The organism is Alteromonas sp. CH_MED4-4 (genome assembly GCF_037029575.1).
GTDB lineage: Bacteria > Pseudomonadota > Gammaproteobacteria > Enterobacterales > Alteromonadaceae > Alteromonas > Alteromonas macleodii.
Map to the genome: position 1 here is coordinate 1 of NZ_JAYMEU010000003.1, position 13517 is coordinate 13517.

The window sequence follows — 13517 nt, forward strand, 5'->3', positions numbered from 1 at the left end:
TATCGAAATATGAATCGTCGTTGTGACACTCTTAACGAGTGCCCACACAGATTGTCTTGTCTAAATTTTTAAAGAACATTCACTAGAAGCCTTTGCTTCTTAGTGACTCACCCTGTTCGAGTGAGGTGCGCATTATACGCTGGAAGTTTTCGTTGTCAACACTTTTTGAAAATTTATTTTCTGAAGCGCCTCTCCTAAACTCCCGTCCTTACTGGCCTACAAAGGTAGTAGAGACTTACTTCAGGAGGCTTGCTGTTTTGCTTTTCCCCCGAAGCGGATGCGAATTTTAGGGAAATGAGCGCTCACGTCAACACTTATTTTAAAAAAAGTGTCATATTCGTTTTGAATGCTCGTTTATTCAGCAAAAACACCCTATTTCCAGTATCCCGTCTTCTTTCTCATCTGAAATTTACGCCATATTCCAGGCTTATGCGGCTTTAGCTTTCCTTTGTATTTGAGAATAAAGTCATCAATAGCATCTAAAACGCGCTCGCTATTACGACCATCCCTGTATTTCTCATGGAGATCTACATAAGCATTTATTGCATCAATTACTTCAATAGGCTTCGTAAGCGCGTAATCTATAGCCGCTTCAATTTCACTTGTTTCTGTCACGTCTATTAGATGAGGACCTGGATTAGTATTGCGGAACGTCACCACCGGTTTTTCTTGCATCATAAATTCTAGAATGATGGATGAACTATCGCAAAGAAGCACACTTGCTTCGTTCACACTGTCTAAGTCAACGTTATGTAGATATTTAACGTTATCTATAGACGCAGCTAATTGTTTATAACGTTCCACAATTTCGGAGCCGTGCAGTTTAGGATGAAATGTAAGGATCCAGTTCCAGTCTCTTTCTTTAGCTAATTTCTCGATAGTTTCAAAAACCGACTCGGCCGAACTAATACCTTTAGTAAACGTTGTTCCGTAAAGTATCGTTGGAGGATTTGATGCCGGCGGGCGTTTTCCTTTTATATAGGTATCGACCTTGCACCATCCTGTTTCATAAGCCTTAAAGCTACCATGCTGCTGTTCTAGAATTTTATAGGGTGCTGTACTGCTTGGTCCTTGTGTACAAATTAAGTCAAACCACCCGCGAATGCGGAAATGGGAATCTTCTTGATAGGTCTGTTCGCCACGCTTACCAATAAAGTAGCCATGAAATACGCCTACCTTAATACCAGGAATAAAATGATAAATGTAATTACCGGGAGTCAAAGTCGCGTCGGGATTGAACTCAACAAGCTCTTCAACTGTTGCTAATCTTTTCTCATCGGCAAGTAACAAGTCTTCACAGCTATGCTCCAGATACCACGCTACTTCACCACCACGCTTTCTTATCTCAGATTGAATAGGTCGCAATATTGAATAGGAATAAGGCAGTGCCGCAAATAGTACATAGCGCTTTGACATGAACTCTCCGTAGAAATAGCATTTTGATTTTTTTCTATAGTATATCAGCATTGTTGCTTTAAAAGATTGAAGCTAGCTATCGATAACAAGATTAATCATCAAGTGTTAATGTGTTTTATGCATTTCTTTAAAAAAGGCTTACCATGTCCTGCATAATTTCGCTTAAAGAGAGTTCTATGGCACAACCTGTAATCAGTTTTAAAGGTGTTTCTCCTACATTAGGAAAGAATGTCTATGTTGATGGCTCGGCAAGAATCGTCGGTGATGTAGTTTTAGAAGATGATGCGAGTATTTGGCCGCTGGTAGCAGCTCGTGGCGACGTGAACAAAATTCGTATTGGTGCCCGTTCTAATATTCAAGATGGCAGTGTTTTACACGTTACCCGTAAATCTGAGAAAAACCCCAACGGCTTCCCACTTATTATTGGTGAGGACGTTACCGTTGGGCATAAGTGTATGCTGCACGGCTGCCAGTTGGGTAATCGAATTCTCGTTGGCATGGGCGCTATTGTAATGGATGGTGTTGTTGTTGAAGACGATGTGTTTATTGGTGCAGGTACATTAGTACCGCCGAACAAAAGGTTAGAAAGCGGATTTCTTTACGTTGGAAACCCCATGCAAAAGAAAAGACCGCTCAACGACGCTGAAATGGCATTCCTGAAACAGTCTGCCGTTAACTATGTTGTATTGAAAGATGAGTACCTCAAATAAAAACAGCATCCAATGCTGGATGCTGCTTTTAAGATTTATTGATCTTCGACTTCGCCGATATCAGGATCATTAATATCTGTTATTGTTACTGTTCCGCGTCGACTATTCCAAGATAACCCAAGGTTCAACCCTGCTAGCCAATTACTCATAGACGATTGATTACTGCCATTATACGCGAAAGTTTTTCCGAAAACGGCCTCAAGATTAGCAATTCCATTTTCCACTGGTATCTCAAATACTACTACTCCATTATCAATAACACTCAGTGCTTTGACTTCTGCAGAAACCCCATTCGCGCCATTGTAGGTTAACTTCACAGCAACAGTTAGATAATTATTACCTTTAAAATATACTGTCATTTGATTTGAAGAGGACTGAGTTACTGCGACAGAGGCTGAAATGGAACCCGTAATTATCTTAGATATTGCAGCTTGTAATGCCACCGACAAACTAACTTGAACATCTACTTTTCTAAGCTCAGCCGCTCTTTGAAGCTTAGAAGAGATTGCGCTATTTATTTGATAAATAGACTGACTCAATTCCGGTAAACTCTGGGGCCCGTCCCATACATCACTAAGCATATATACAGGCCTTCCGTTGACTACACTTAATTTCGTAGATGCATCATCTAGTGTATTTCCAAGAGGATCGGTACTAAACCCGATGAATTCTGCAGCAGCTATGGTAACCTCATCGGGTAAAGTTGATACTTTTCGAGCTCCCACTGTATACATACCAGGGAATTCACGCCCGCCAGCATCAATCACAGCGACCTCATAGTGAAAACTCTTTCCATTTAGAATGTCCAACACAATTACATCAGCTGATTCGCCTTGAGCGACAGAAATAACATGGCTTTTCAATGAAGAATCAGAACAGGCTGAGTTACTCTGACAAACAGTAACCTTTGTCGTAGCATGTGAATAACCTGCACTGATGAGCAGGCCAGCGGTGAATAAGAGAGAAGAAATTGATTTCATGACTTTCCTTGTTTATAACTTTTACTGTAAGTCCTTAGCGACTATTGGCGACCGAGTAAATACAAGTAATCACTTTCGCCAACTATCGTGAAAATATCAAACTACGAAGGGGGCAGCAACCATTTCCTTAACTAAACCTATTCAACAACGATTTTTCTTAGATATTCAATAACGACTTTTGTATGTGGTTGTCTGTTCGTCCATATGTAGAATGCTTCAGCCGCTTGCTCAACCAGCATCCCTAACCCATCTATTTGTGTTTTAACACCAAGTTCGGCCGCCTCTCTCATAAAGCGCGTGGGTGAGTTTTTATAAACCATGTCGTACACCACTTCACAGTTTTGTAAAACACCATCATTTAAACGGCACGGCAATTCATTGCTTAAACTGGCGGCTGTTGAATTGATAATAATATGAGGCGCAACATCTGCGATATCTTCAAGCGCAGCCACCTGCACTTTAGCGTTTGAAGCGGCACTTGCCACTTCCTCAGCTTTCGCTTTGGTTCTATTGGTGATGGTTAAAGAGGCGGCCCCTGCTTTTAATAACGGGGAAATTACGCCACGGGCTGCGCCGCCGGCACCAATAAGCAACACGCGCTTACCCTTAATTTCCACACCGCTGTTAAGCAGATCGTTTACCAGCCCTACACCATCAGTGTTGTATCCCCATATTTCTCCGCTGTCACCATTCATTAGCGTATTAACAGCTTGTGCATCTTTGGCTGCTTGGTCGTCTACCTTTGCCAAGTTGAATGCATCAAGCTTAAAAGGCATGGTGACGTTACAACCTACCGCGCCTTCCTGAGCTAAAAACGCGTTGGCGGCATCTACAAAACCGTCTACTGGCGCAAGTATCTTTTCATAAGAAATCTTTTCTCCCACTTGTTCAGCAAACATTTGATGGATAGTTGGTGATAAACTCTGTGCAATAGGATTTCCGAATACAGCGAATTTTTTCATGGGAATACGAGACTTATTTAATATAAAGAAGAAAAGCGATAATCGTGCTTCGCAGAGTACACCATATGAACGTATAGGTGGAGAGGAGAAAGTACGGGAATTAGCAAATACGTTTTACGACATTATGGAAACCGATCCACTCGCCAATGAATTGCTAGCTATTCACCCCCAGCCATTAGACAGAATTCGCCACGTGTTCTTTCTCTATTTAAGTTTATGGCTTGGTGGTCCTGATGATTATCAGCAGCAGTATGGCCACCCGCGTCTGCGTGCACGCCACCTACCTTATACCGTAACACCGGAGTTAAAAGCGCAGTGGATGTACTGCATGCGAAAAGCCATGTTTAAAACGGTTGAAGATATCGCCTTAGCTCAACAGTTGATAGACGCACTTGATCAACTCGCCAATCACATGGTGAATACAAAATAAAAAAGCGCGTTGAAAGGATTAACCTTTTAACGCGCAACTCCCCTGTTACTGTCTACGCTCTTTATGGCGCATAAAGTAGTGCAATTGTGAAAGCTTAATAGTTAATAAGGCGTGAAACTAAGAATTAGAATGTGTAACCCACCGATAAGGTATACACCCAAGGATCTATTTCAATATCACTTACCTTTCCAGCAGCATCACCCACTTTGAAGGTTGCTTCGGTATCTATATCAATGAATCGAACCGATGCATTAACATGCCATTTGGTATCAATTTGGTAATCCATTCCCACCTGTGCTGACAAGCCAAATGAATTATCAAGCGATAGGTCGCTTAAGCCAGCTGTTTCATTCGCACCTGTAAACTCTTCATCAAAGATAAAGGTATAGTTGATACCTGCACCAATGTATGGCTGAAACGCAGAGCTGGCATCATTAAAATAGTAGTTTGCGGTAAGCGTAGGAGGAAGATGCGTGACTTCACCAAGCTGATTACCCGTCCCTAACGGATCAGCTACAGAAAAATTAACGTCGTGCTTAAACGGCGTTGCGGCAAGCAGCTCGATATTAATATTGTCAGTAATAAAGTACGCTACATTTAAACCTAGCTGAGTATCGTTATCGATATTAAGGGTCACGCCAAGATCAGTTCCACCCGCGACGATGTTAGAAGTCGATTCGTCAGGAGCAACGGTAGTAAGACCGCCACGAACAATCCAGTCGCCCTGCTGGTGAGCGCTAGCTAAAGGTGAGAGTGCAGCAAGAGTAAGGCAAAGTGCAGATGCAGATAAAAAGTGTTTGCGCATGATGTGTCTCTTTTGTGGTTAACTAAGATAGGGCTACTTTACGCCTGTAGTTATGAGAAACATTGATCCAGCGCAAGCTTGATAACTCACTGAAACACTGAAGATATTCGACCTTGATATAGATCAAAAAAAAACGCCGCATTAACGTTAATACGGCGTTTTTTTAGTCGTTAAAGATGAAAGCTGCTATCGGCGGTCCGCTTAAGGATTTAAGCGCAGCCTTATTTAATAATTAATCACCAATCAGTAGGTTTTAACCAGTCTGTCAGCTTGGCTTCGGCGCTACCCGGTGCAGGTGTATAACAATACTCCCAGCGCGCGAGCGGCGGCATCGACATTAGAATTGATTCAGTACGCCCGCCGGTTTGCAGTCCAAATAAAGTGCCTCGGTCGAATACAAGGTTAAACTCAACGTAACGGCCCCGGCGGTAAAGTTGGAAATCACGCTCTCTTTCGCCGAAATCGGTTTGCTTACGACGTTCAACAATAGGAACGTAAGCATCGATGAAGCCATTACCAACAGCCTGCATATATGCAAATGACTGTTCAAAGCCCCATTCATTCAGGTCGTCGAAGAATAAACCGCCCACTCCGCGAGTTTCATTGCGATGCTTTAAGTAAAAGTAGTCGTCGCACCACTTTTTGTACTTAGGGTAAACATCATCGCCAAACGGCTTACATAATTTTTTAGCAGTATCATGCCAGTGTAAAACGTCATCTTTAAACGGATAAAATGGCGTCAAGTCGAAGCCGCCGCCAAACCACCAGATAGGTGCTTCACCCTCTTTTTCTGCAATGAAAAAGCGAACATTAGCATGTGACGTTGGGATATAAGGGTTATGTGGATGAATAACGAGTGATACACCCATTGCTTGAAAGTTTCTTCCCGCAAGCTCAGGCCGATTAGCCGTTGCTGAAGCCGGCATTTGACTGCCAAACACATGAGAAAAGTTAACGCCGCCTTGTTCAATCACCGCGCCATTTTTTAGTACTCGAGAACGGCCACCGCCACCTTCTTCTCGCTGCCAGCTGTCTTCAACAAACTGGCCCTTACCATCGGCAAGTTCAAGGGTTTGGCAAATGGTGTCTTGCAGCCCTAGTAAATAGCTTTTTACTTGTTCTATTACTTCAGCGGCATTTTTACCGTCCAGTAATTCTGCTGATGTCATGCTCTTATTACCTCTGCTGTGTCACCATCGCGAATGGTACTGGGTTTAGTTGCACCGCCTACTTCCCCTTCGACATAGAAAACGGAATCAGCGAATACGGCTTTTGCTTCTTCAGTGGTGGTGGCTGGCGGTTGGCCGGTCAGGTTAGCGCTTGTAGAAACTAACGGTTTACCTAACTTGTTGCACAATTCCACTACTACAGGGTGACTAGTTACGCGCACCGCTATTTTACTGTGCTTGCCGGTTAACCAAACTGGCGCAGATGACGACTTAGGTAATAGCCAAGTATTAGGGCCTGGCCAGCTCGAAAAAATATCGGTGCGTCTGTCAGGGCGAATGGCGTTATCGTTAACATAAGGCAGTAGCTGACTGTAGTTTGCAGCAATCAAGATCACGCCCTTTTCTACCGGTCGCTGTTTTATCTCTAACAGCGCATTTACAGCGGCTTCATTGTCGGGGTCACATCCGATGCCCATCACCGCTTCGGTTGGATAAACGATTAAACTGCCAGCTTGGAATGCGGCAACAACAGGGTCTACTTCAGGTGAGTTAGCCTCAACGGGGGTAAACGTGTTTACGTTCCCATTTTGGATATCAGACATGGTTTTAATCTCTACGTATAGTTCTTCGTATAGTTGTTCGTATAATTACTTTTTAAAGCCACAACTAGGCTGAGGACACTGTAACTGCCCCTTTTTGTCTATCAATACTCCCCAACCGCAGTCTGGGCAGCTTTCATTAACCGGCGTGAAATTTAGCACATATCGACATTGTGGATAATGGTTGCACGCAAAAAACTGTTTGCCGTATTTGTTAGTACGCGAGATTAGATGCCCTTTCTTACACTTTGGACAATCCACCAAAGTATCTTCTTTTTCTTTAATGGGCTCTATGTGATGGCATGAAGGAAAATTGGTACAGCCGATAAACATGCCAAACCGCCCTTTCTTTATGGCTAAGTCGGATGCGCATTCAGGGCAGGCTACACCGTCTAAGGTTTTCAGTATGGTGGTTTGTTTATCGTGAAGTGGCTTACTAAAGCTACATTCCGGATAGCCCGTACACCCGATAAAAGGGCCGGATTTACTGTTCTTTATATGAAGAGGTTTACCGCACTCGGGGCAATCTCCGAAATTATCATCGAGAGCATGCTCGTGCGCTGAAAAGAGTGAATGGTCTATTTTAGACATGTATTGGACGTTAAGGCCTTAAACGCGCTGTAATTTCACAGCGCATTTTTAAGTAAAGATTCAAATACCAGTGACTACAACTGCATTAATGCAGAACACCATCTGGCTCTTCGAACAAAAGATCTTCCATTTGTGCGTAGGCTTTCTCTTTGCCAGGTACGTTGAATAGTACCATTAGCACAACCCACTTCAGGTCTTCCAAGCAAAATTCATTGGAATCGATTTCCATAACGCGATCTATAACCATTTCGCGTGTGGAGGCATCCAACACATTAACCTGTTCTAAGAACATAAGAAAACCGCGACATTCCACATCTAAACGCATTTGTTCTTCATGCGTGTAAATACGGCTTAAGCTAGTGCTAATACCTTTGCAAAAGTACGGTTTGATGTCCGTCTCTTGCAGTGCCGCTAACTTTTCTAACCATGCGAGGGCTTTATAAATCTCATCGTGATGAAATCCTGCGCGCACAAGCTCTTCCGTTAACTCGTCTTGGTCAACACGAATTTCCGTTTCACTGTGAATGAAGTTTTCAAACAGATACATGAGGATATCGAACATATTATTTTCCCCTCAATTTAACGTAACCACCAGGGACAGCGGCCACTAAACCGCGCAACTCATATTCTAATAATGATGCCATTGCTTGCGATACAGATATGGCATTGCGCTGGGCTATGACATCAATAGCGGTGATGTCATAATCCACACTAGCTAATAATTTATCGGTTGCCAAGCTATTCGCTGTACTTTTTTCGTTTTGCTCGTCAACATTCAAGCCTAGTTGTACAGGCTGAACGCCAACTTCATCTAGAATATCGCTTATATCTGTTACTAATTTGGCGCCCTGTTGGATTAACCAGTGGCAACCTTCAGCGTAAGCGTTAGCGATATTACCCGGCACAGCGAATACTTCCCGCCCCATATCTGCGGCCAAATTTGCAGTTATCAAGGTGCCACTCTTAATTTTTGCCTCTACCACTAAGGTTCCAAGGGATAACGCTGCGATAATTCGATTTCGCCTTGGAAAATGCCAAGGCTTAGGTCCCTGCCCCGGAAAAAACTCTGTAACGGTGACACCTCCGTCATTGTTGATAGCTTCATAGAGCTTACTATTTTTAGCCGGATATACCTTTTCAGGTCCCGTACCCATTACCGCAATGGTTCCGGTGCTACCAGACAGGGCGCCTTGATGTGCGGCGCTATCAATGCCCATGGCAAGGCCGCTCGTCACTACAACTCCGCTACTAGATAACCCATAAGCAATGTCGGTTGCGGTACGCTTACCCTGAAGGCTGGCCCTTCTGCTTCCCACTATAGCAATCTGTGGTTTTTGAAATAGCGCTTTGTTTCCCGTGGCAAATAGCGCGAGGGGCGGACTATCCAATTGCTTAAGTAATTCTGGATAGTGAGGCGATGACAACGGCACGATGTGTCTATTGTCGCTCGCTTGCAGCCAGTTTATTGCTGCATCAATAAGAGGCGGTGAAATGTTGTTGGTGAGTTGTTTAACCTCGTTAGGCAGCGAAGACGTGTTGCTGCCTAAATCGACAGTAGAAAGTTGATATTTTTCGAGAGCCTCTAGCCAAAGTTTAGGTGATACACGCTGAGCGGAAGCCAGCGCTATCCATGCTAATGTTTCGCTGTCTAACTGAGAAGATTGTGGTGCCATTATCGCTCCTAATGCGAGCGACAATGAACCATGCAACGTTTAAGGCTTGGCGACAATGAAGCCGCGCTTTATCCCCTTATTCGCTCGCGTAATTAATCCGTAACTTGCCGCATCAAATGTTTTAAACACAACAACTTCACCTACTTTAAGCGCGGGTTGCGATACTGTATCGATAAACCACTCACCACCAGTGTTAGCGCCGGGTTCATCTACATAGCGTGGACTTTCTTCGTCAATAATGGCTGGACCTTGTGAGTAAAGCCCCAGGACCGTACCTGGCGCTACTTCCATACTGCCTAAATCAAGAATGACAACGTCGTATTTGCCAAGTAAATCGTGATCATGCAAATCTCCAACTATTGCGCCTCGCTGCGAAGTAGCCGGAACAAGTTCAAAGCCTTCAGGATGTTCAAATCCACCCGCCATTAACTTATCACCGCGCTTAGCTTCTTGGTTCGCATCGTCGATGAAAAGCAACATCGTGTTGCTACCTTCATCTTTTTCCACTAGTGAAGCTGTTGAAACATGGGTAACTTGAATACCAAGGATTTCCCCATCAAGATTTCTAATCGTAGCGTGCTTTCTTACTACTCTGTACTGATCGTCGGTACTGAATTGTTGCTGGCTTAACACAAAATCATCAGACGCAAACCTTACGTTTCCATCCTGATTACCCAGCAATTTAGGTAGCGAAGCATAGCTTTCCTCGTCTAGCAGCATATGTTGCCTAATGAATGGAGAGATAGTTGTCCACGACAACACATCAACAGGCTTCGGTTTTACTCGCTTATCGGTAGCCGGAGAAAGCTTATAGGAAGGCTTGTCGCGCTTTACACTTAATACAGGCTGCCCATCAACATACCCAACGACGATAACATCGCCCGGGTAAATAAGGTGTGGATTGTCGATTTGGGTGTTGGTTCGCCATAATTCAGGCCAGAGCCAAGGCTCATTGAGAAAAACGTTAGCGATTGCCCATAGCGTGTCCCCACGCTTTACTGTGTAGGTTTCTGGCGCGCTCTCTTTTAGCTGCAGCGCAAAGGTAGGCAAAGAAAGCAGTACACCTAAGATAAACAATGCTGCACGACGCGCGTAAATCAATCGCTTTTTCAAATTAACCACCTGCAAATTATTCACTGTCACTCATTGTTGATTTTTCAGACAATAGCACTATATCGGCATAACTAGGTATTCTAATAGGGTTTCGGTAAAAAACTGCACGAAACAGCCCGATATACGTTAGAATAGTAACTTAATAAGCACTGTAAAGTGTGCTGGCAATTAGATCGTATATGAATTTATACAGCGAAAAGGTGAAGTAAGCGAGAAATGGCAATTTTAGACGTATTAAGTTTTCCTGATGAACGTCTTCGCACGGTAGCTAAGCCGGTTGAAGAGGTTAACGACGAAATTAAACAATTGGTATCGGACATGTTCGAAACCATGAAAGACGAGAACGGTATTGGCCTTGCTGCAACGCAAGTTAACCGCCACGTTCAAGTTGTTGTAATGGACGTATCGGAAGATCAAAACGAGCCACGCGTATTTATTAACCCTGAAATCATTCGTAAAGATGGCTCCACGATTAGCGAAGAAGGCTGTTTATCAGTGCCGGGTAATTACGCGAAAGTTGAGCGCGCCGAATCAATTACCGTAAAAGCGCTAGATCAGAATGGCGAAAGCTTTGAGTTGGATGCAGAAGGTTTGTTAGCGATTTGTATTCAGCACGAGCTGGATCATCTAAAAGGCAAATTGTTTATTGATTACCTTTCACCGCTTAAGCGCCAACGTATTCGTAAAAAGCTTGAGAAAGAAGCGCGTCTTGCTGCAAAAGCCTAAGGAATAACGTGACAACTCCATTGAAAGTGATTTTTGCCGGTACTCCGGATTTTGCAGCTAAACATCTATCAGCGTTACTCGAGAGCGAGCACGAAGTCATTGCTGTTTACACTCAGCCTGATAGACCCGCAGGGCGAGGTAAAAAGCTTACCGCCAGTCCGGTTAAAGTATTAGCAGAAGAAAACGCCATTCCAGTTTACCAGCCTCAGTCGCTTAAAGCTCAAGACGCTCAGGAAGAATTAGCCTCGCTCAATGCCGATTTAATGGTAGTTGTTGCTTACGGACTGATACTGCCTACCGCGGTGTTAAATGCACCTAAGCTAGGGTGCATTAACGTGCACGGCTCTATTCTGCCCAAGTGGCGAGGCGCGGCACCAATACAGCGTTCAATCTGGGCGGGTGACGCTGAGACCGGCGTAACCATAATGCAAATGGACGAAGGTTTAGATACGGGTGACATGCTTCACATAGCAACATTGCCTATTACCTCTGAAGATACCAGCGCCACCTTATATGAAAAGCTAGCAGAGCTAGGACCACAAGCGTTGGTTAAGGTCGTTAATGAATTTGATCGTTACACGCCCACCAAACAAGACGACTCTCAAGCGACCTACGCGAAAAAGCTATCAAAAGAAGAAGCCCTGATTAATTGGGCAGACGATGCTGAGCAAATAGAGCGTAATATCCGCGCCTTCAACCCTTGGCCTGTAGCGTGGATGCAGGTCGAAGATCAGAACGTTAAAGTATGGTCTGCCAGCGTTGTTCCTTTAAATAAAGGTGCCACGCCAGGTACGGTGATCAGTGCCAATAAAGAGGGCATTACTATCGCTACGGGGCGCGATGCGCTTTGCATTACATCTCTTCAAATTCCTGGCAAAAAGGCGCTTCCAGCGTCAGACGTTATCAATGCTCGCCAAACGTGGTTTGAAGTGGGCCGTTGTCTGACACAAGCGGACTAAACGTGAAACCATTACCCCTTCCCAAACAAAAGAACCTGCGCGCAGATTGTGCGTGGGTCATCTATCAAATTTTAGAGCAAGGCAAGTCATCGCGTGAGTGCTTAGAACGCGTTCAGCGCAGACACAACGCCAAAGATAACGCATGGATTCAAGAGATGTCACTAGGGGTAATGCGTCGCCTTCCCCTTTTACAGCACTGGCTGCGCTCTTTGTTGGATAGGCCTCTAAAAGGCAACAAGAAAGTCATAGAACATCTTATTCTTCTTGGTTTGTACCAGCTTAATTTTTCCCGCGTTAGCAACCACGCCGCCGTTGGCGAAACCGTCGCCGCAGCATCTTATTTAAATGCCGCAGGGTTAAAAGGGTTAGTTAATGCGGTACTGCGTAATTTTCAGCGAGAGAACCTTGCAGACAAACCTGTAGACGACGCAATCATAAACAGCGGCTTGCCAAAGTGGTTGTTTAAGGCAATAGAGAACGCCTATGGTGACGACGCCGAGCAGGTACGTACTGAAACGAATGCCATGGCCCCCATTTGGCTTCGCGTAAATAAGTTGCAAACATCCTTGGCAGCATTTACTCAGGCGTTAGATAAAGTAGGGGTTGAATATTCCCTTAGCGCAAACCATGCTGATGCCGTAATTCTGACTAAGCGAGAAGACATTACTGCCCTGCCTGGTTTTGAAAAAGGTCACTTTGCGGTACAAGATGGGGCAGCGCAATTAGCTGCGCATTACCTAAAGCCTCAAGCGAACGAACGCATTCTAGACTGTTGCGCCGCACCAGGCGGAAAAACAGGGCACATTGTTGAGTCTGCACCTGATACACAGTACGTATTAGCGCTTGATGCTGATGCTACCCGCCTAAAACGGGTAGAAGAAAATATGACTCGCCTTAAGCACACTGTCGATATTAAGCAAGGTGATGCAGCTAATCCTGATACCTGGTGGGACGGAAAACCCTTCGACAGAATATTACTGGATGCCCCCTGCTCTGCTACCGGCGTGATTCGACGTCACCCAGATATTCGCTGGCTTCGAAAATCCAATGACATCGACAACTTAGCACAGCTTCAACGGCGCATATTAGAAACATTGTGGGGTCTATTAAAGCCAGGCGGCACGCTGCTTTATGCAACATGTTCTATTTTGCCAAAAGAGAACATGGCGCAAATACAGCAGTTTCTCGCCGACACTCCAAATGCCTCGTTATCGCCCATAGTGAAAACAGAAACCGTTGATAAACCCGGGCGCCAGATAACGCCAGGAGAGCAACAAATGGATGGTTTCTATTATGCGAGGCTGGTAAAGTCAGCAGACTGAGTTCAATAGTTGTGCAACGTCACACAGTTAAGACTTGCACGAATATGAAGGCAAAATAATAA

15 protein-coding genes are annotated in these 13517 nt (G+C 44.4%); 5 read left to right on the plus strand and 10 right to left on the minus strand.

The features are described 5' to 3' along the window. Positions 1-372: 372 nt before the first annotated feature. Entirely contained in the window at positions 373-1416 is a 1044-nt protein-coding gene (locus tag WA381_RS02840; RefSeq protein ID WP_014977872.1) for a UDP-N-acetylglucosamine 2-epimerase, read from the minus strand. 176 nt (positions 1417-1592) lie between these two features. Here WA381_RS02840 and WA381_RS02845 point away from each other — a divergent pair, with 176 nt between their 5' ends. Then, complete coding sequence (locus WA381_RS02845; RefSeq protein ID WP_156085692.1) at positions 1593-2126, plus strand: gamma carbonic anhydrase family protein; 534 nt, start codon at positions 1593-1595, stop codon at positions 2124-2126. 35 nt (positions 2127-2161) lie between these two features. Here WA381_RS02845 and WA381_RS02850 read toward each other — a convergent pair whose 3' ends face one another. After that, positions 2162-3106 carry a hypothetical protein gene (locus tag WA381_RS02850; protein ID WP_156085691.1) on the minus strand — a complete coding sequence of 315 codons (945 nt, stop codon included), beginning with the start codon at positions 3104-3106 and terminating at the stop codon, positions 2162-2164. Positions 3107-3243: 137 nt separating this feature from the next. Further along, complete coding sequence (gene aroE, locus WA381_RS02855; RefSeq protein WP_156085690.1) at positions 3244-4068, minus strand: shikimate dehydrogenase; 825 nt, start codon at positions 4066-4068, stop codon at positions 3244-3246. On the opposite strand from aroE, the gene WA381_RS02860 reads away from it, so the two are divergent. Continuing rightward, positions 4067-4498 (plus strand): group II truncated hemoglobin, encoded by a 432-nt coding sequence (locus WA381_RS02860; protein WP_014947737.1) that lies wholly within the window; start codon positions 4067-4069, stop codon positions 4496-4498. The genes aroE and WA381_RS02860 overlap by 2 nt on opposite strands. 124 nt (positions 4499-4622) lie before the next feature. On the opposite strand, the gene WA381_RS02865 is transcribed toward WA381_RS02860, so the two are convergent. The 7 genes from WA381_RS02865 to WA381_RS02895 all read right to left on the minus strand — a co-directional run bounded on the left by WA381_RS02865 (position 4623) and on the right by WA381_RS02895 (position 10448). Further along, complete coding sequence (locus WA381_RS02865) at positions 4623-5303, minus strand: OmpW family outer membrane protein (RefSeq protein WP_156085689.1); 681 nt, start codon at positions 5301-5303, stop codon at positions 4623-4625. A gap of 236 nt (positions 5304-5539) precedes the next feature. Next, positions 5540-6472 carry an oxygen-dependent coproporphyrinogen oxidase gene (hemF, locus tag WA381_RS02870; protein ID WP_052247444.1) on the minus strand — a complete coding sequence of 311 codons (933 nt, stop codon included), beginning with the start codon at positions 6470-6472 and terminating at the stop codon, positions 5540-5542. Continuing rightward, the gene (locus tag WA381_RS02875) at positions 6469-7074 is read right to left on the minus strand and encodes a Sua5/YciO/YrdC/YwlC family protein (protein WP_156085688.1); all 606 of its coding nucleotides are present in this window, start codon (positions 7072-7074) and stop codon (positions 6469-6471) included. The genes hemF and WA381_RS02875 overlap by 4 nt, the downstream gene beginning before the upstream one ends. Positions 7075-7119: 45 nt before the next feature. Beyond that, a complete protein-coding gene (locus WA381_RS02880; RefSeq protein WP_014975256.1) occupies positions 7120-7662 on the minus strand; it encodes a DNA topoisomerase family protein in 543 nt (180 codons plus the stop codon). Positions 7663-7747: 85 nt separating this feature from the next. Next, positions 7748-8224: a DUF494 family protein gene (locus WA381_RS02885; RefSeq protein WP_014947732.1), complete on the minus strand. Its 477-nt coding sequence runs from the start codon at positions 8222-8224 to the stop codon at positions 7748-7750. A 1-nt stretch (position 8225) separates the two neighbouring features. After that, positions 8226-9335: a DNA-processing protein DprA gene (dprA, locus tag WA381_RS02890; RefSeq protein WP_156085687.1), complete on the minus strand. Its 1110-nt coding sequence runs from the start codon at positions 9333-9335 to the stop codon at positions 8226-8228. Positions 9336-9374: 39 nt separating this feature from the next. Then, complete coding sequence (locus WA381_RS02895) at positions 9375-10448, minus strand: LysM peptidoglycan-binding domain-containing protein (protein ID WP_014947730.1); 1074 nt, start codon at positions 10446-10448, stop codon at positions 9375-9377. A 216-nt stretch (positions 10449-10664) separates the two neighbouring features. Between WA381_RS02895 and def the strand changes: the two genes are divergently transcribed. From def to rsmB, 3 genes are read left to right on the plus strand one after another with little or no spacing between them, the layout of a single operon-like run. Beyond that, the gene (gene def, locus WA381_RS02900) at positions 10665-11174 is read left to right on the plus strand and encodes a peptide deformylase (RefSeq protein ID WP_014947729.1); all 510 of its coding nucleotides are present in this window, start codon (positions 10665-10667) and stop codon (positions 11172-11174) included. A gap of 8 nt (positions 11175-11182) precedes the next feature. Next, the gene (gene fmt, locus WA381_RS02905) at positions 11183-12133 is read left to right on the plus strand and encodes a methionyl-tRNA formyltransferase (RefSeq protein WP_156085686.1); all 951 of its coding nucleotides are present in this window, start codon (positions 11183-11185) and stop codon (positions 12131-12133) included. 2 nt (positions 12134-12135) lie between these two features. Continuing rightward, positions 12136-13455 (plus strand): 16S rRNA (cytosine(967)-C(5))-methyltransferase RsmB, encoded by a 1320-nt coding sequence (rsmB, locus tag WA381_RS02910; protein WP_156085685.1) that lies wholly within the window; start codon positions 12136-12138, stop codon positions 13453-13455. The last annotated feature ends 62 nt before the right edge of the window (positions 13456-13517 follow it).

Excerpts from the sequence above, each read along its gene's own strand:
- dprA (WP_156085687.1), bottom strand. The coding sequence starts at position 9,335 with ATGGCACCACAATCTTCTCAGTTAGACAGCGAAACATTAGCATGGATA.
- def (WP_014947729.1), top strand. The coding sequence starts at position 10,665 with ATGGCAATTTTAGACGTATTAAGTTTTCCTGATGAACGTCTTCGCACG.
- WA381_RS02845 (WP_156085692.1), top strand. The coding sequence starts at position 1,593 with ATGGCACAACCTGTAATCAGTTTTAAAGGTGTTTCTCCTACATTAGGA.
- WA381_RS02840 (WP_014977872.1), bottom strand. The coding sequence starts at position 1,416 with ATGTCAAAGCGCTATGTACTATTTGCGGCACTGCCTTATTCCTATTCA.
- WA381_RS02860 (WP_014947737.1), top strand. The coding sequence starts at position 4,067 with ATGGGAATACGAGACTTATTTAATATAAAGAAGAAAAGCGATAATCGT.
- WA381_RS02865 (WP_156085689.1), bottom strand. The coding sequence starts at position 5,303 with ATGCGCAAACACTTTTTATCTGCATCTGCACTTTGCCTTACTCTTGCT.
- hemF (WP_052247444.1), bottom strand. The coding sequence starts at position 6,472 with ATGACATCAGCAGAATTACTGGACGGTAAAAATGCCGCTGAAGTAATA.
- WA381_RS02880 (WP_014975256.1), bottom strand. The coding sequence starts at position 7,662 with ATGTCTAAAATAGACCATTCACTCTTTTCAGCGCACGAGCATGCTCTC.
- WA381_RS02850 (WP_156085691.1), bottom strand. The coding sequence starts at position 3,106 with ATGAAATCAATTTCTTCTCTCTTATTCACCGCTGGCCTGCTCATCAGT.
- WA381_RS02875 (WP_156085688.1), bottom strand. The coding sequence starts at position 7,074 with ATGTCTGATATCCAAAATGGGAACGTAAACACGTTTACCCCCGTTGAG.
- aroE (WP_156085690.1), bottom strand. The coding sequence starts at position 4,068 with ATGAAAAAATTCGCTGTATTCGGAAATCCTATTGCACAGAGTTTATCA.
- WA381_RS02885 (WP_014947732.1), bottom strand. The coding sequence starts at position 8,224 with ATGTTCGATATCCTCATGTATCTGTTTGAAAACTTCATTCACAGTGAA.